At 36.0% G+C, this 15,656-nt stretch carries 16 protein-coding genes and 1 rRNA gene; 3 read left to right on the top strand and 14 right to left on the bottom strand.

Annotation, left to right across the window (positions count from 1 at the left end):
- Positions 1 to 106: ribosomal RNA gene (locus tag B9N53_RS06905) — 16S ribosomal RNA — on the bottom strand; the annotation flags it as partial.
- Positions 107 to 459: 353 nt separating this feature from the next.
- On the opposite strand from B9N53_RS06905, the gene B9N53_RS06910 reads away from it, so the two are divergent.
- A complete protein-coding gene (locus B9N53_RS06910; RefSeq protein ID WP_094204276.1) occupies positions 460 to 1,101 on the top strand; it encodes a dihydroxyacetone kinase subunit L in 642 nt (213 codons plus the stop codon).
- Positions 1,102 to 1,141: 40 nt separating this feature from the next.
- Here B9N53_RS06910 and B9N53_RS06915 read toward each other — a convergent pair whose 3' ends face one another.
- The gene (locus tag B9N53_RS06915) at positions 1,142 to 1,846 is read right to left on the bottom strand and encodes a pseudouridine synthase (protein WP_094204277.1); all 705 of its coding nucleotides are present in this window, start codon (positions 1,844 to 1,846) and stop codon (positions 1,142 to 1,144) included.
- Between the two features lie 36 nt (positions 1,847 to 1,882).
- On the opposite strand from B9N53_RS06915, the gene B9N53_RS06920 reads away from it, so the two are divergent.
- A complete protein-coding gene (locus B9N53_RS06920) occupies positions 1,883 to 2,149 on the top strand; it encodes a DUF1294 domain-containing protein (RefSeq protein ID WP_094204278.1) in 267 nt (88 codons plus the stop codon).
- On the opposite strand, the gene B9N53_RS06925 is transcribed toward B9N53_RS06920, so the two are convergent.
- The 7 genes from B9N53_RS06925 to B9N53_RS06955 all read right to left on the bottom strand — a co-directional run bounded on the left by B9N53_RS06925 (position 2,127) and on the right by B9N53_RS06955 (position 6,575).
- Positions 2,127 to 3,452 (bottom strand): aldehyde dehydrogenase family protein, encoded by a 1,326-nt coding sequence (locus B9N53_RS06925; RefSeq protein WP_094204279.1) that lies wholly within the window; start codon positions 3,450 to 3,452, stop codon positions 2,127 to 2,129. The two genes, B9N53_RS06920 and B9N53_RS06925, sit on opposite strands and share 23 nt — an antisense overlap.
- A 59-nt stretch (positions 3,453 to 3,511) precedes the next feature.
- Entirely contained in the window at positions 3,512 to 4,111 is a 600-nt protein-coding gene (locus B9N53_RS06930) for a CpsD/CapB family tyrosine-protein kinase (RefSeq protein ID WP_094204280.1), read from the bottom strand.
- The gene (locus tag B9N53_RS06935; protein WP_094204281.1) at positions 4,101 to 4,739 is read right to left on the bottom strand and encodes a YveK family protein; all 639 of its coding nucleotides are present in this window, start codon (positions 4,737 to 4,739) and stop codon (positions 4,101 to 4,103) included. The genes B9N53_RS06930 and B9N53_RS06935 overlap by 11 nt, the downstream gene beginning before the upstream one ends.
- 1 nt (position 4,740) lies before the next feature.
- Positions 4,741 to 5,520 (bottom strand): tyrosine-protein phosphatase, encoded by a 780-nt coding sequence (locus tag B9N53_RS06940; protein ID WP_094204282.1) that lies wholly within the window; start codon positions 5,518 to 5,520, stop codon positions 4,741 to 4,743.
- Complete coding sequence (locus tag B9N53_RS06945) at positions 5,521 to 5,943, bottom strand: SH3 domain-containing protein (protein ID WP_094204283.1); 423 nt, start codon at positions 5,941 to 5,943, stop codon at positions 5,521 to 5,523.
- Between the two features lie 103 nt (positions 5,944 to 6,046).
- Positions 6,047 to 6,313, bottom strand: a complete 267-nt coding sequence (locus B9N53_RS06950) for a type II toxin-antitoxin system RelE family toxin (RefSeq protein ID WP_094204284.1) — start codon at positions 6,311 to 6,313, stop codon at positions 6,047 to 6,049.
- Positions 6,297 to 6,575, bottom strand: a complete 279-nt coding sequence (locus B9N53_RS06955) for a hypothetical protein (RefSeq protein WP_242432437.1) — start codon at positions 6,573 to 6,575, stop codon at positions 6,297 to 6,299. The genes B9N53_RS06950 and B9N53_RS06955 overlap by 17 nt, the downstream gene beginning before the upstream one ends.
- Positions 6,576 to 6,719: 144 nt before the next feature.
- Here B9N53_RS06955 and B9N53_RS06960 point away from each other — a divergent pair, with 144 nt between their 5' ends.
- Positions 6,720 to 7,244, top strand: coding sequence for a DNA topology modulation protein (locus B9N53_RS06960; protein WP_094204286.1), 525 nt, complete (start codon positions 6,720 to 6,722; stop codon positions 7,242 to 7,244).
- 807 nt (positions 7,245 to 8,051) lie between these two features.
- On the opposite strand, the gene faf is transcribed toward B9N53_RS06960, so the two are convergent.
- The 5 genes from faf to B9N53_RS06980 form a co-directional block, all read right to left on the bottom strand.
- Positions 8,052 to 9,083 carry an adhesion factor FAF gene (gene faf / locus B9N53_RS09405; RefSeq protein WP_248283099.1) on the bottom strand — a complete coding sequence of 344 codons (1,032 nt, stop codon included), beginning with the start codon at positions 9,081 to 9,083 and terminating at the stop codon, positions 8,052 to 8,054.
- Between the two features lie 43 nt (positions 9,084 to 9,126).
- On the bottom strand, positions 9,127 to 9,945 hold the full coding sequence (locus B9N53_RS09410; RefSeq protein ID WP_242432439.1) for a hypothetical protein: 819 nt from the start codon (positions 9,943 to 9,945) through the stop codon (positions 9,127 to 9,129).
- 719 nt (positions 9,946 to 10,664) lie between these two features.
- Positions 10,665 to 11,099: a GNAT family N-acetyltransferase gene (locus tag B9N53_RS06970; RefSeq protein WP_094204287.1), complete on the bottom strand. Its 435-nt coding sequence runs from the start codon at positions 11,097 to 11,099 to the stop codon at positions 10,665 to 10,667.
- A gap of 69 nt (positions 11,100 to 11,168) precedes the next feature.
- Positions 11,169 to 11,888 (bottom strand): Type 1 glutamine amidotransferase-like domain-containing protein, encoded by a 720-nt coding sequence (locus B9N53_RS06975; protein WP_094204288.1) that lies wholly within the window; start codon positions 11,886 to 11,888, stop codon positions 11,169 to 11,171.
- 414 nt (positions 11,889 to 12,302) lie between these two features.
- The gene (locus B9N53_RS06980; RefSeq protein WP_094204289.1) at positions 12,303 to 15,656 is read right to left on the bottom strand and encodes an ABC transporter permease; all 3,354 of its coding nucleotides are present in this window, start codon (positions 15,654 to 15,656) and stop codon (positions 12,303 to 12,305) included.

Genomic DNA, 15,656 nt, shown 5'->3' on the forward strand with positions numbered 1-15,656 from the left:
TTAGTAATCTTCCACCGAAGCTTCTGTTTACTAAATCCCGTTCGACTTGCATGTGTTAAGCACGCCGCCAGCGTTCGTCCTGAGCCAGGATCAAACTCTCAATTTAATGTTTGTTTGAAGCTAGCTTCTCAGCTGACTTTTGCTTTTTTATTCTCACCGAATTATTGTTTGGTTTGTACTTCTCTCAAAGTATTTACTTTATTTAATTTATTAAGGTTCTTTGTTAAATTATTTCGTTGCCTCAAGTGACAACTATTAAAGTATACTATACTTTTTTTAGCTTGTCAAGACTTTTTTAAAACTTTTTTAAATTCTCGTAAACTTAATCAAGTTTTTGTTACGTCTCTCTCAGACAACTATTACAGTATACGCTCCTAAATCATACTTGTCAAGTGTTTTTTGAAATTTTTTTAAAATTTTCTGTAATCATGTATAATATTAAGTAAGAAAGGGGTGCTTATGGGATTTACAAATTATGATATTTACAAAGTTTTCGAGATGTATCAGGAATGTTTGATGATAAATTGCTCCTTATTAAATAAATTGGATGAGAATTTGAGTAATAGAGATCACGGTAGCAATTTAAATAATGGTTTCGGCGAACTTTTCATACAATTTCCCGATTTTAAAGATGAAGATATTTCCACTCAGTTCAAAAATCTATCATTTCTATTTACATACAAAGTAAAAGGTGCCACAGCACCTATATACTCATATGTTTTTGATAAGATTTCTGTATACACAAAAGATAAAGACGAGTTGGATCGTGAAATGTTCGGAGAAATTTTGAAAATTACAAATGAATCTGTGAAACTAGTTGGAAATTGTAAACTAAATGACAAGACAATTCTAGATTGCATTCACGCTGCATGTGAAAGCTTTGAAAAAAATAAAAATGAAAATACAATTAGATTAATGAAAAAAATAAGTGTAGATTGCAAGATAGCTTGTGAACAAACATCAGAAATGTCTGCCAAGAAAGGAAAAGCACGTCACAACGCCATTTATTCTGTTGGTGTAATCGACCCTGGTGCTTATTCATTGTTTTTGTTTTTCGACACATTATACAAATACGTCCTCAAAAAAAGGCGCACAAAATAAAATCTCAATTCAACTTTTACGTTAAATTGAGATTTTTTCTTTATTCTTCTAGTCCAAGGATTTTTAACTCCTCATCAGTAAGTTCTCTGAAGTCTCCCTCTTCCAAATCATCTGGCAATTTAAAATCGCCTATTTGTACCCTCTTTAGTTCTACAACTTCATTGCCAACTTTTTCAAACATTCTCTTAACTTGGTGATATTTGCCCTCCTTTATAGTAAGGTAACAATTATAATCGTCGATAATCTCCATAGTCGCAGGTTTCGTTATGATATCTTCCGGCATAAGCTTGATTCCTTTTTCGAACGTGTCGTTGTATTTCTCATCGACCTTATCTCTCAAAGTAACCTTGTATTTCTTGGACACATCTTTCTTCGGAGATATCAAATTGTGTGCAAATTTCCCGTCGTTCGTTATAATCAAAAGTCCCGTCGTATCCAAGTCAAGTCTTCCCACAGGACTCAAATCGAACACACAAAGCTCTCCCATATCGTCAATCACAGTTTTATGCATAGGATCTTTCGAATGACTTGTCACGCCTTTTCTCTTGTTCATCACGAAATACAAATACTTTCTGTACTCAATGACCTCGTCGTAGATTTTCACCACGTCGTTGTTTTCATCTATATGCTCAGAGGACTTCTTCACAGTCACATCATTCACCGTGATAATCCCCTTCTTCACCATTTGTTTTATCTCTTTTCTAGTCGCGATCTTCATCTCGCTAAGCATTCTATCTAATCTCATATCTCTCCTTATGGTACAATAATTTTGGGTGATGTAATGTTTAGTATATATTTTTTAATAATCAATTTAATAACTTTCCTAGGCTTCCTTATAGATAAAAGGAAAGCCGTTCACAACAAATATCGAATCTCCGAAAATGTTCTGATATCTTTGTGCATAATCGGTGGATTCATCGGAGCAATGAGCTCCATGATAATCTTCAAGCACAAATTATACAAGAAGAAATTCACCATCACAGTTCCGATTATTTCACTTATTTATCTTGTAGTCTTCGTCTTAATTAGCCGAGGAATTTTTTCATAAAATCTAGTTTCTTGGCAGTAAATGGTTTGAATCTAAATGGATTGTCGACTTTTCTGGAAACATACACTGATTGTTTGTGTGAAAAAGTGTCAAATCCCCATTTGCCATGATAATGACCAAGTCCACTATTGCCAAATCCACCGAAAGGCGCCTTATTGTTGGAGATGTGCATCATACAATCGTTGATGCATCCTCCACCAAATCCCACAGAATTTGTGATATAATCGCACAATTTCTTGTCCTTGGTGAACACATAAAACGCCAACGGATTGTCCATCCTTCTGATGTGCATCAACATCGCATCTATATCAGTGTACGAAATCACCGGCAACAACGGTCCAAATATCTCATCTTTCATTATTTCATCATTAAAAGTCGCATCTGTGAACACACATGGCTCAATAATCATCTCATCATCGTGGTATTTCCCGCCGATTCTGTCCGTCCTATCTTTCATAATTTTCCTGAACTCATCGTATTTCGCCTTAGTTTTTATCCTAGACATCTCTGAAATATCAGAATAATTTTCGTCGATTTCCTTAAGTATATAATGCAGCAACCTATCTTTGATGCTTTCTTCAACCACCAAATAATCCACAGCCACACAAGTTTGTCCAGAATTTGTGAACTTAGCCCAGCAAATCTTCTTCGCCGTATCTTCCAAATCGACACCCTTGTCCACAATACAAGGACTTTTTCCACCCAATTCCAACACACATGGCTTCAAATTCTCAGCCGCTTTCTTATACACAGCCTGTCCTCTGTTTTTGCTACCAGTGAAGAAATAGAAATCAAACTTTTCTTCCAACACCTCATCATAACTTTTGTCATTTTCAAGATGAACGACATCCTCCACAGGCTTCAAAACTTCTTTCATAAGTTCTCTTATCCTTGGATTCTTCCTGCTCATCATCAAATACACGCTATTTCCAGCGGCAATCGCATCAATCACAGGAATCATACTCAAATTAAACGGATAATTCCACGGACTGATAATCAAACACACACCATATGCTCTGTTTCTGATTTCAGTTTTGTTTGGAAAAGTCAGCAAATCAAAAGAAGTGTTCTTCGCCCTTGCGAGTTTTATAGTGTTATTGATGAAGAAATTTAACTCCTGCATCACAGTTGCGTACTCTGTCATAAAACCTTCGTATTCGCTTTTTCCGATATCTTCCTTCAATGCCGAGATAATCTCTTCCCTGTGATTTTTCACAGAATCTCTAAGTTTTCTCAGATACAAAACCCTAATTGAAGGCTTCAATAACACCGTTTGAGACCTTTCGCGTAATTTTTCAATCATAATTTTCCTCTCTATAAAAAATAAGCCAACTGATTTGCCTAAAATCAGTCAGCCTATAATTACTTTTCATTAATACGTACAAGTCCTATCAAATTGCCGTTGACATTTCTAATTGAATCGATAGATTTTTCGATGTCGCTCTTTTTCGTTTCTCCAACCTTGTACACCAACAAAGTCGCATCGCAAATCGCTGACAATACAACAGCATCGGAATAAGCTTCGATTGGTGGAGTGTCGATAATCACATAATCGTAGTTATCTTCCAAAATACGAATAAAATTCTTCATAGAATCGCTCGAAATAAGCTCGTTCGCATTTGGAGGAATAGCTCCAGCGTGGATAATATCCAAATCCCATATCGATTCGTCGTGACTTATCGCAAGATTGTAGTCCATCTTATTCACAACGATATTTGTAACGCCGATTTCTGTGTCGATATCGTAGAAATTCCTCAAACTTGGTCTTCTCAAATCCATATCCACAATAACAACCTTGTGATTGGACAAGGCGAAGCTCTTCGCCAAGTTAGCAGCCACAGAAGTCTTACCTTCTCCGAAAAATCCCGAAGTAACCACGATAGATTTTATATTTGCTCCTGCGAACTTCACATTAGTTCTAAGATATTTGTATTGTTCATTAAACAAAGTCTTATCCTTCATCTATCATCGCACCCCTTTCGTCAACGTAAGGAATATCCCCAATAACATTTACTCCCAAATCTTCAACATTAGTGCCTACTCTCATAACATCATCGTGAGATTCCCTCACCATAAAAGCTATCAATGCAATAAAAAATCCCACAGCATATGCCAATAAAGTATCCTTAACCAAATTTGGAGACACAGCTTGTAGTGGTGCAGAAGAGTATTCCAACACCTTCACACTGTATTCGTCTGCATCACTCTTCACAGTGATATCTGCCAATTCATCTGCAATATCTCTTGCACGTTGAATCACAGTATCCTCAACATTTATACTAACAATCTTTGAGTTTTCATCTGAAATGCTGATTTTCTTGGACAAATCCTCAACATTTGATCTCAACTTCAAATTTTGCTTCACTTCAGTCAACACCATTCTAGACTTAACCAAAGACTTCACAGTTTCTATCTGAGTAGTAGAAGTGTTGCCACTTTTCGCACTCACTACAACCTTAGAATCCACGCTGTACACAGGTCTAACCCACATAACATCGTAGCAAATCATAGCAATCCCGAACAAAAGCGCCACCATAACAATAGGCACAAATCTATTTCTCAAAGTCCTTACAAATAAGTTATCTCTCATCTTATCTCCTCTTACCAAAAATCTTCGACAAAACCCCGCCGCTCTTCTTCTCTAACACAGGAATCCTGTCTATTCTCTCATCTTCCACGATAAGTTGTGGATTAAGTCTCATAATCAAATCAAAATAATCCGAATCTATAATCTTATGAAGAGATTTAATCCCATCTCTAATATATTCTGCCTCATACGCATTTTCAGATTCCGTAGCCACAACATCCACCATTTGTCTATCCAACAACTCCTTAGCAGTCTTGAACAACCTGCTAGACTTCGGCTTAACCACAGAACTCATATCCAATTGCACCAAACAGTCCCTTTCCTTCAAAGAAATCAAATAATCTGGATTTTCTTGGACGTATTTGCACCTTTCCGGATGAACGATAATCGGAACAAAACCTTTGATTTGGATATCGTAGATAAACTTATTCAAATCCTTGTATTCAGTTGTACTTGGAAGCTCAAGCAAAATATATCTGGAATAATTAATCGAACTAATCAAATCATTGTGAAAATATTCCATCATCTTTGGATCGCAGCTCATCAAATTGCCCGACAACACCTGAAAATCTATCTTTTGGTAATCAAGCTCATCATTAATCCTGTCGATAAGAAGTTGCTTTTCATCAGCAGTCAGAACCCTACCATTCGTAGAAATCTCCGACGCACTCACAACCTTCTTGTAACCAAGTCTTGCATATTCAATTGCAGTCGCAATAGCCTGATCCATATTGCTCGAACCATTCTTCATGTCCGCCATTATCTTGCTATTAATATCAATCATTTACTCACCCAAAAATTCCTTAGAAACAAAACCTACTTGACCATTAAAATCAACCTTAACCCAAGTAGCACCATCGTCATCCTTAGTTTCTTCGATAACCTTAAGCTCATCATCCTTCTTTAACTTAGTAACAATAGAAGAATTAGTACTAGCTTCACTTCTCATATTCAAAACATCAGTCGTAACCTTCATAGTCTTCTTTTCAGTAGATTCTTCTGGTTTGTTAGAATCCGTATTTTCTGAAGCGGGCTTTTCCGTAGTCTCTTCTGGTTTTGAATCCTCAGGCTTAGTTTGTTCTGTAGACTCTTGTTCCACAGACTCAGTCGTTTCCGTATTTCTCATCGATTCGTAGTGTTCAGGTTTTCTCAAACAACCCGTCGTCAACACCAAAACCAAAATCGCAATAGGTATCAATCTCTTCATCTTATCATCTCCTAATTAACAATTATTATTTTAACATATATTAAGACTTTTATACACATAAAAATCCGCAAAAAATCACTACATACATTATACCATCAAATGCCTATTTATAAATATCCCCTCTGCTATCAATTTCAAAAACAAAAATCACAATCTCATCATCTACAACCTTAAAAATCGCCCTGTACATTCCAATCCTCAGCCTAAAAACACTCCTCTCACTACAATGGAAAATCTTGATATCATATCTGAAAAAACTTTCCTTGTCCTCAGACAAATCCTTAAAAGCCTTGTAGAACTTCAGACCGTACTCCTTGTTCTTCTTGATAAACTTTTCTGCACTCTTGCTGTACTTAACCTTGTATAACATCGTCAATGTCCAGCTCTTTCATATCAGAAGTATCCGAGAAATCAATTCCCAAATTGTCGAAATATTCTTGCTCATCCTCAGCTACATACTCGCAATTTTCTTGCAAAAACTCCAACAGTTCCTTCTTTTCTTCCCTTTCAATCTTCTCAATAGCAGCAATCCTCAAAAACTCAGAAAAAGAAATCCCCTTATTTCTGACAAATCTTTCTATAACTTCGTTTTGATTTTCAGGCAAAGTAATATTTTTTCTTACAGTATTCATAGACACTCCTTCCATTCAATACTCACAGTGTGTATATGTGTATTATACATCCTACAAATCTTCTCGTCAACAAACAAACGTGACAACGCCCTCATAATTATATATAATAATAGAAGATGATCATATTAAAATAAGGAGAAAAACGTGAAAATTTCAGTAATCGGATATTCAGCCTCTGGCAAATCAACATTGGCACAAGACATATCACAAACATACGATCTGCCATTGCTTCACCTTGACCAAGTCAATCACACAGAAAATTGGCAAGAACGAGACCTTGACGAAGCGATTAACATAGTAGAAAATTTTATGAAACAAGACGATTGGGTAATAGATGGAAACTACGACAAATTAAAGAAAACAGAAAGACTAGCACTCTCTGACATCATAGTCTTTCTCAACTTCAACAGATTCAATTGTCTAGCAAGAGCCATCAAACGCTACATCAAATACCGCGGCAAGACCAGAGAAAGCATGCCAGACAATTGTCCCGAAAAACTAGATTTTGAATTCATCAAATGGATACTCATAGATGGCCGCAACAAAGAAAAACGCGACAACTACGCCAACATGAAAAAACACTACTCACACAAATGGATTCAAATCAACAACCAAGAAGAACTCACAAAATTTAAGAAATACCTTCAACGAAGCAACGCGAGCCTGTAAAATGGCTCTTTTTTTGTTGAGATTTTTCGAAAAATTATTATTAATTTATAAATACAAGATCTCACAAACAGTTTTACTTATAATATTTTACTAATAGATTATTCAATTGTATTCTTAAATATTTATTTAAGTCCAAATTGTTACGTAACGGCAAAATATAACAAACAATCGAGTAGTGGCTAATTTATAGCCCTTCTCACACCACCTGAACGTGCGGTTCGGCATACGGTGGCTCAATATTCTCTGTGTCATATTATTTGTTTTTGATAAAACTATTTAACTTTATTCTTTTTGTATCCGAACCTTGAGGAATGAATACGTCATTCCTTATTTTCCATCAAAACATAGTGCATCCTTTTCAAATATTACAATAAATATTGTTCCTCCCTTCACTCCATTTTAATTACAGAAACTTCATCGCTACTACGGATTCTGCTAACTTCTCATAGTTCGTTGTTGCTACTGTCTCGTCTATGAGGCCTCACGGGATAAGCCCTAATACTTTCATCGTTTACTTGCAGAATTTACACTTTGGATTTACGGTTACATTTTGGGTCTTTTCTATCTTTAGCTAGCTTTCCCACCTATTACGCCTTATATTCTGTTCCTGTTCGTCAAGCCACGATTTCGCTACTTGTTCTTCTATCCTAGATGTCGCCATCTAAAACTTGCAAGTCGCTATTAGATTCGTCGGCAACTACGCTCTGTAGGGATTTTCACCACAGCATTAGAACATGCCCGTCATACTAAAAAAAGAGAGGACTTACGTCCTCTCTAAATCTTTTTAGTATAATCTATTTGCGTAAATTATTTACGTTTTTTAAGTGAAAGATAAGCTCCACCCATAGTAGCCATTGCTGCTGCTGCTATTGTAGCTGCTTCAGCTGCTGCACCTGCTTTTGGTAATTTTTTCTTTTCTTTTTTATCTGATTTGTCAGCTTTTTTGTTGTCTTTCTTATCTTCTTTTTTACCGTCTTTGTTATCTTTGTTGTCTTTGTTATCTTTGTTGTCTTTTTCGTCTTTTTTGTCTTTTTCAACTACTATTGTACCACCATCGATAACTTTTTCTTCTTCTTTTTCGTCTTTTTTGTCTTCTTTTCCACCCTTGATAGTTACATATTCAGGAATTTCAACTTCAGCTTCTTTTTTAGCTTCTTCAACGTTATTTTCAGCTTTTACTTCAGCTTCTGGTCTGAATAAACCTTTAACTTCAGAAACCATTTTTCCTTTTTGAACTACTTTGTATCCTGTTGGAACGTGAGTTACAGTGATCTTGTAAGTTCCTTCAGCAATACCTTTAACAACGATGTCTCCGTTTTCATCAGAAGTTCCGTTGTAAACTTTTGTACTATCTTCGATGTTAGTGAATTGTAAAGTTAATCCTTGTACACCTTTACCAGTTGTATCTTTAACTGCGAATTTGTAAGTGTAAACTGATTTAACTTCTTTGATTTCGTCTTTAGTTTTATCGTATTCTTCTTTAAGTTTGTTTAATTCTTCTTGTAATTTTGCAATAGCTGCTGCTTGTTCGCTCTTGCTTAATTCAGCAAAGTTTTCGATTTCTTTGATCATGTCAGCATCTAATTTGCCAGCTAAAGAATTAATTCCTTGATTTTGATCTTTTAAGATAATGTTAATTCTAACATATTTTTCTTTTAATTGTTTTTCAATTGATTTTAATTCTTCAGTAACTTTGTATGCTCTTTGGTTAGCTTTTGCATAAGCTTTTGAAGCTGCATCGTAAGATTTTTCAGCTGCTAAATATTTTTTGAATGCTACTTCAGCGTTTGCTCTTGCATTATCGAAATCCTTGATAGCTTTTAATTTAGCTCTTTCGATAAGAGTTAATTCAGCTGCTGCATCTCCATAGTTATCGTTTAATCTATATTTTTTTGTTTAATTCTTGAAGTTTAGCTTGGAATAAAGTATCAGCTTGTTTTATAGCACTTTCTAAAGTTTTACCAGCTGCAGCATGAACTTCAACTTTTTCGTCATGAGCTTTAGCTTTTTCATTTTCTGCTTGAGCAAGTCTAGCTTCAGCATCTCTTACAGCTTTTTTAGCTTGAGCGATTTGTGCGTCTGTTCCTTCTGGTACATTTTCTTCATCATCTTCAACTGTTGCTAATGCTTTTTTAGCAGCGTTTAATTCAATTTGTGCTCTGTCAACATTTGTTTGAGCTACTTCAAATTTTCTGTTACTGTTTGCAATAGTATCATCAAATTTTCTTTTAGCTTCTTTTTTAGCTGCATCACGAGCTGCTTCTGCTTCTTTTACTAATCTTTCATATTCGCCAACTTTAGCGTTGTAAGCGTCAATAGCTTTTCTCTTAGCTAATCTAGCTTGTTCTTGTGCGTCTTTTGCATCTTCCCATTCTTTTGCTCTTGCTTCGTAGTTAGCTTTTGCTATTTCATAAGCTTTTTTAGCTGCTGCTTCTTCTTTTTGTAATTTTTCAATTAAACCTTCAGAAGTTTGTCCAGCTTCCCATTCTTGAGTAACGATAGCTGCTCTTCTAGCTGAAAGTTCAGCGATTTGTTTTGCTAATTCATCCATTCTAGCAGCTGCTTGTTCTTTAGTGTAGTTTGTTTCTTCAGGGTAAGTGTTTTCTGCAGAATTCTTTTCAGCAAATGTACTTGCTGGAACTGCTGTTACGATTAAAGCACCAGCTAATGCTGCTGTCAATAACTTTTTGTTTAATTTCATTGGTATATTCCTCCTAAAATTTTTAACCTTCATAAACTTAAACTTATATCATTTATGACTGTTTATCTGTAATTATATTTTAAATCAAATAATTTAATAAATCAAGCTTTTTAATAAAAGTTCAATGTTGATTTGTGTAAAAGATAACTCAGTAAACTTTCACTAAATGATAACGTATGTCTATGTAATTCCTATTATACAATAATGAATTAAAATTTCAAGCTTTTTTCAGGAAATTTTTGTATTTTTACAAGATTTTAATGGAATTTTGATGATTTCTTGATATTAAACGAAAATATTCTGAATTTTTCTTGGATTGTATTGGTAGGTTTCGGTTTGATTCAGTTATTTTTTTGCCATTAGTTCTGAATATTTTTGTTAATTATTCCAAATTCTCTTCTCTATATATTGTTAGTATGTGTAGACGTTTGAGTGTCGTGATATTTCCGAAAATATTTATCTGTCAAATTTATTATTGTAAATTTGCTAGCAGTGGTACTTCGAGCACAATATAATTTGATTTATAATTCGTTTGATCGCTGTTAGTTTCTTTGCATTTACGCTGTTACACTAAAGTGCATGCTACTTTGATGTTCACTATCGGTACTGTTAGTATAAATGAGATTTGTTTTTGTAACTTTTTTGTAATTTTTATAAAAATTTTTCTTTTTCCAAAGAAAAACACCAAGATTTTTTTCTTAGTGAGCTTTGATTCCAATTTATTTTACGATGTATTTCATTTGTATGTGTGGAATTCCATCCTCTTCAAAAGATTCTGAGATTTGAACGAATCCTAATTTTTCGTAAAATTTTTGGGCGTAGGTTTGCGCTTCTATGATTATGGTGTCTGCGTGAAGTGTTACTTCTGCAAACTCGATGGCTGTTTTCATTATTTGTGTTCCGTATCCTTTGCGTCTTTCGGTTGCGATTACTCGTCCGATGTGGAATGTATCATTTTGTTTGTACAATCTACAGTAAGCCAAGATAATTGAGCTGTGGTTTTGCAAATAGATGTGGTGACTTATCAGATCAATGTCATCTATTTCGTGATAAGGGCATTGTTGTTCTACTACGAATACGTCGACTCGTAGTTTGTAGATACGGAATAAATCTTGTGTTGTGAGTTTGTCGAATGGTTTGATGATTGTGTTCATTGTTTCTCCTAAACTATTCAATTTTAAATAGCTGCGTTGGTGTTGACTTGCTGTGAGCGTAAATTTTATTTAAAAGTTTCCTCGTAGATTTACGACTTCACCTGTGTTGCAGACTTTTCTTACTCTGCCATCTTTGATGACGTAGCAATTGCCGTAGATTTTGTTCTCTGTTGGGACGATGAACGCTCCATCTTCAATGGCGTAGAATTTTCTTCCGTAGCTATCGGGTAGTGTGACGTCTTCCATGATTCGTTGGTTGTCGACTACTTGGTTTTTGAAATCAGTGTAGTGTGGAAGTACGGATATGTTCACAATTCCAAGTCCTTTGAGAAATCTACGGTAGTGCGTAGATTTGACTTCGCCAAAGTTTTCGGGCTGAGCGTAGACTTCTGCTGCTGAATTCATGCTTCCTGCACTGATTCCTATCACGAGTCCGTCGTAGTTTTTGATGTATTTTTCAAGATGAATGTGGTGGAAGAATTTGTTTTGTGTGGGAACGTGACCTCCAGCAAGGATTATGAGGTTAGATTGTGATATGAGCTGTTGTATGATCGATTTTTTGTAAATTGATAGTACTTCCCAGTTTTTAACAATGAATCCACTTTTTTCGAAGGCTCTTTTGTGGTGTGAGCTAATCGTATTGGTTAGAAGTGGCGTGTGAGGATCTGACGGAATGTACATACAGTTGATGTCACCTACGTATTCGTGGATTTTGTCGACAAAACCATTTTGACTGTTAAGTTGTCTTTTGTCATGGGACATTATGTCACTTGTAATTATCACGTTCATTGCGTTCTCCTAGATTTCGTGCAAATATATTTCGATTGGGATTTTTATTTTATTTTACCACAATATGCGTGTTTTGGGAGATGTGGGGTGGAAAAATCGGAGATATTTTGAGTGAAAAAATAGATATGAAAATTTGGCTGAATAAGTTAGCATTGAAACAAACCAAAAACATCGTAAATAAGCGAATCATTTGGAAAAAATTTGAATAAATTCTAGCGAAATGAAACGTTTAAAAATCACACTGTCTGAGCGTTAGCGAGTTTGCGATTTTAGTTTCATAAGCGTTGAATTTATCAATTTTTGTAGACAGATGAGCGTTTTACGAGTTTTTGTGTTCCCCTTCTTTTTATAGAATTGAAAAAAGTAGAAAACCATGTTTGCTATGTGCAAATATGGTTTTCTACTTTCCTTGTTTTAATCTACTGATTTTAATGCTTCAAGCATATCTACTTTTTTCAATTTGTGGTTGACTATTACTCCCAATGCGTAAAGTATGACGATAACCAAAATTACTGGTAGGATATATACCCACACATCTATGTTTGGGTTGAAGTATATTTCCGCTGGGGCAACTTTGTCAAGGATTACTTTATGGAGAATTTTCCCGCCAAATATTCCCGCGATTATTCCAATAATTGACAGGCAGATTGTCTCACGATAGATGTACATGGTTACTTCGTTGTTGAAAAATCCCAATACTTTTATCGTGGATAATTCTCTGATTCTTTCTGCTACGTTGATGTTTGTTAGGTTGTAGAGGATTACAATCGCAAGTAACAGTGACATTATCGTCAACACTGTCATTACTTTCGTGAGCGAGTTGGTCATGGTTTCAACTTGTATGATGACGTTGGTGTTTTGTGACACGGCTTTGATTCCGTTCGATGTCATGAATTTAGATGTGACTTTTTCTACGTTCGTTTTGGATTTGTCTTTGAGTGCGATGAAGTAGCTGTTGTCGTCTACTTTTTCGCCAACTGATTTTCTGTAGTAGTCGTCACTCATGAAGATAAAGTGTCCGGCGTACATTTTGGTGATTTGTGCTATTTTGAATTTTCTATCTTGGTTTGCGACTTTTAACGTAATCGTGTCGCCTGTTTTTGCTTTCATCAAATCGGCAAGTTTCTGCGATACGACTATACCATCATCTGTTATTTTGAGCGCATCTTCAGAGTTTTTGTGTTCCAAATTGATATACGGAGAAAATGTGTCTGTGTGTGTGACAAGCATCGTGATTGTTTGTTCGTCGTCAATTCCTTTGATGTTTTTGGTTATATTTTCAAAATGAACTGGGATGTAGCCAGTAATGTCGTCTGATTTTAATAATCGGTTGATTTTCTGTTGTTCTTTTTCTGTGACGAAATCTTTTTTCGCTACTACTGCATCGTATTGGATGATTTGTCCGTATTGTTTGGTTTGGATACCGTTGATTGACGATGAAATCCCAAGTCCCGCGAATAATAGCGCGACGGATCCTGCAACGCCGAATATCGTCATGAACATTCTTTGCTTGTATCTGAAGATGTTACGCGCTGTGACTTTTTGCGTGAAGGTCATTCTGCTCCACAACGGTGTGATTCTTTCCATGAAAATCTTGGAGCCTTTTGTCGGTGGTTTCGGTAACAAAAGTTGTGCCGCTGTTTCTCGTAGTTCTTTGACTGAGATGTAAACCGCTGGAAGTACGCTACAAATTATCGAGAATAGCACCGATAAACCAAGTATTTTGAATGAAAAATAGTACTTGACTGGTGGTATCGTCATGTTTGCCAAAAGCGACGTACACAAAATGTACGGAAGTGCGTACGTTCCAAGTAGCGTTCCCAAAATCGTGCCCAATCCTCCAGAGATTAGTCCGTACAACACGAATTTCTTGATGACATCAGCATCATTATAGCCCAATGCCTTCAGAATTCCTGCGTTGTTTCGTTCTTCTTGGACAAATCGCGTCATTGTCGTGACTGTTACAAGAGCTGCGACAAGATACAACACTACTGGGAACAAGTTGCTTACTTTCGTGATTCCCGATGATGTCGTTTCGACCATTTTTATTCCGTCGCCTCCCGGCATTGTCCTTCTTGTATATGTTGAATATTCTGGCAGCGACAATCCATCGATTTCGATTTGCGCGTCGTGAATTTTGGATTCTGCGTCTTGGATTTTGTCGTCGGCTTTTTTCTTTTCTGTTTCAAATTCTTTTTTCTTGTCGTCAAGTTCTTTTTGTGACGATGAGATTTTGTCAAATCCTTCTTGGATTTGTCTTTTTGATGAGTTCAGCTGTGCAATTCTGTTTTGGTATTTTGTTTTGGATGCGTTAAGCTCGTTTCGTCCAGAGTTGTATTTCGCAACAGAATTTTGGTAGAGTTTCTTCTTTTCGGATAGTTTTCTTTGTGATGAGTCAAATTCATCAATTTTTTTCATTCCAGATTTGTATTGTTGTAAGCCCTGATTGTACTTCGCCAATCCTTGGTTGTACTGAGCTTCTGATTGCTGTATTACTTGAGTTTGTTCAGCGATTGAGCTTTCAGCTTGTTGAATTTCTGGAACATTTTCTGGATTTATTCCCTGCTTTTTGAGTTCTGCTTTCTTTTGTTCAAGGCTTTGTTTTGCTTGTTGTATCTTTGCTTTTCCTTGTTGGATTTGGGCGTTTGATGAATCTAACTTTGCTTTCGTGACATCAAGCGTCGATTTTGCTTGTGATAGCTTTGCCCTGTTTTCTTCGACTTCTTTTTTCTTAGAATCCAATTGCTTTTGTCCGTTGTCAAGCTGAACTTTCGCATCGTCCAATTGTTTCTTAGATGCTTGAAGACGGCTTTCTGCTGATTCGATTTGGTGTTTTGAATTCTTGATTACGGATTCCTTGTCTGCGATTTGTTTCTGCGCTGATACTAGCTTTGATTTTTCGTCGTCGATTTTCTTTTGTCCGTCGGATAATTTCTTCTCTGCATCTGCAATTTCTTCCTTGGCATCTTCGATTTTCTTCTTGGATTTTGTGATTTTATCATTTGCCTTGGATTTAATTTCTTCGAGACGTTGTTTACCGTTGTCTTTCAAAATCTCGTCGAGTTGTTTCTGATGTTTGTCGACTTTTCTGGTGTATTCACTGTCTGTGAAGTTGAGCCCACGCACATCATGGTAACGCGCGCGTGCAATGGTGTAGACGTCTGTGTCGAAGTTGTCTGTTGTTACAACTCCGTAGCCTTCCAAGTTTCCAGATCCTGCCGAGGAATTTCCGAGTGCGGTCTTGGAGATAATTTCCGTAGAATTCACAAATCCCGTCACAGTGAAGTCTTCTTGTTTCAAAATCTTGCTGTCTTCGTCTTTTTCTTTGAATTTGATTTTATCTCCGATTTTGTATTTGGATTTGTATTGGTCAGTAAGTGCTATGTCTCCGATTTTTTGTGGAAATTTGCCGCTCACAAGCTCAAACTTAGATATATTTTTCGTATTGGAAAATATTCTAAACGATGTTGGAGTGTCACCTATCGTCGCATCTGAAAAATATCCGTACTCAACGTCTGCGATGTTTTTGATTTGGTCGATTTCCTTCGCATCATTTTCCGTGATTCCGTAATCGCTGATGACATTGACATCGGACAAATTATAATCTTCGTAGTATTTGTTAGCCGATTTGTCGATGTCTGGACCTGTGACTTTAAGTGCGACAAGTGTCATGGATCCGAGCATCATCAATAACATTATCGACAAAAATCGTCCCTTAGATTCTATAAACGATTTGAAAATTGTCTTGTTCAATGTTTTCTTCTTCAT

Source organism: Finegoldia magna, from assembly GCF_002243175.1.
Lineage (GTDB): Bacteria > Bacillota > Clostridia > Tissierellales > Peptoniphilaceae > Finegoldia > Finegoldia magna_J.

Excerpts from the sequence above, each read along its gene's own strand:
- B9N53_RS06910 (WP_094204276.1), top strand. The coding sequence starts at position 460 with ATGGGATTTACAAATTATGATATTTACAAAGTTTTCGAGATGTATCAG.
- B9N53_RS06915 (WP_094204277.1), bottom strand. The coding sequence starts at position 1,846 with ATGAGATTAGATAGAATGCTTAGCGAGATGAAGATCGCGACTAGAAAA.
- B9N53_RS06920 (WP_094204278.1), top strand. The coding sequence starts at position 1,883 with ATGTTTAGTATATATTTTTTAATAATCAATTTAATAACTTTCCTAGGC.
- B9N53_RS06925 (WP_094204279.1), bottom strand. The coding sequence starts at position 3,452 with ATGATTGAAAAATTACGCGAAAGGTCTCAAACGGTGTTATTGAAGCCT.
- B9N53_RS06930 (WP_094204280.1), bottom strand. The coding sequence starts at position 4,111 with ATGAAGGATAAGACTTTGTTTAATGAACAATACAAATATCTTAGAACT.
- B9N53_RS06935 (WP_094204281.1), bottom strand. The coding sequence starts at position 4,739 with ATGAGAGATAACTTATTTGTAAGGACTTTGAGAAATAGATTTGTGCCT.
- B9N53_RS06940 (WP_094204282.1), bottom strand. The coding sequence starts at position 5,520 with ATGATTGATATTAATAGCAAGATAATGGCGGACATGAAGAATGGTTCG.
- B9N53_RS06945 (WP_094204283.1), bottom strand. The coding sequence starts at position 5,943 with ATGAAGAGATTGATACCTATTGCGATTTTGGTTTTGGTGTTGACGACG.
- B9N53_RS06950 (WP_094204284.1), bottom strand. The coding sequence starts at position 6,313 with ATGTTATACAAGGTTAAGTACAGCAAGAGTGCAGAAAAGTTTATCAAG.
- B9N53_RS06955 (WP_242432437.1), bottom strand. The coding sequence starts at position 6,575 with ATGAATACTGTAAGAAAAAATATTACTTTGCCTGAAAATCAAAACGAA.
- B9N53_RS09410 (WP_242432439.1), bottom strand. The coding sequence starts at position 9,945 with ATGAAATTAAACAAAAAGTTATTGACAGCAGCATTAGCTGGTGCTTTA.
- B9N53_RS06970 (WP_094204287.1), bottom strand. The coding sequence starts at position 11,099 with ATGAACACAATCATCAAACCATTCGACAAACTCACAACACAAGATTTA.
- B9N53_RS06975 (WP_094204288.1), bottom strand. The coding sequence starts at position 11,888 with ATGAACGTGATAATTACAAGTGACATAATGTCCCATGACAAAAGACAA.
- B9N53_RS06980 (WP_094204289.1), bottom strand. The coding sequence starts at position 15,656 with ATGAAGAAGAAAACATTGAACAAGACAATTTTCAAATCGTTTATAGAA.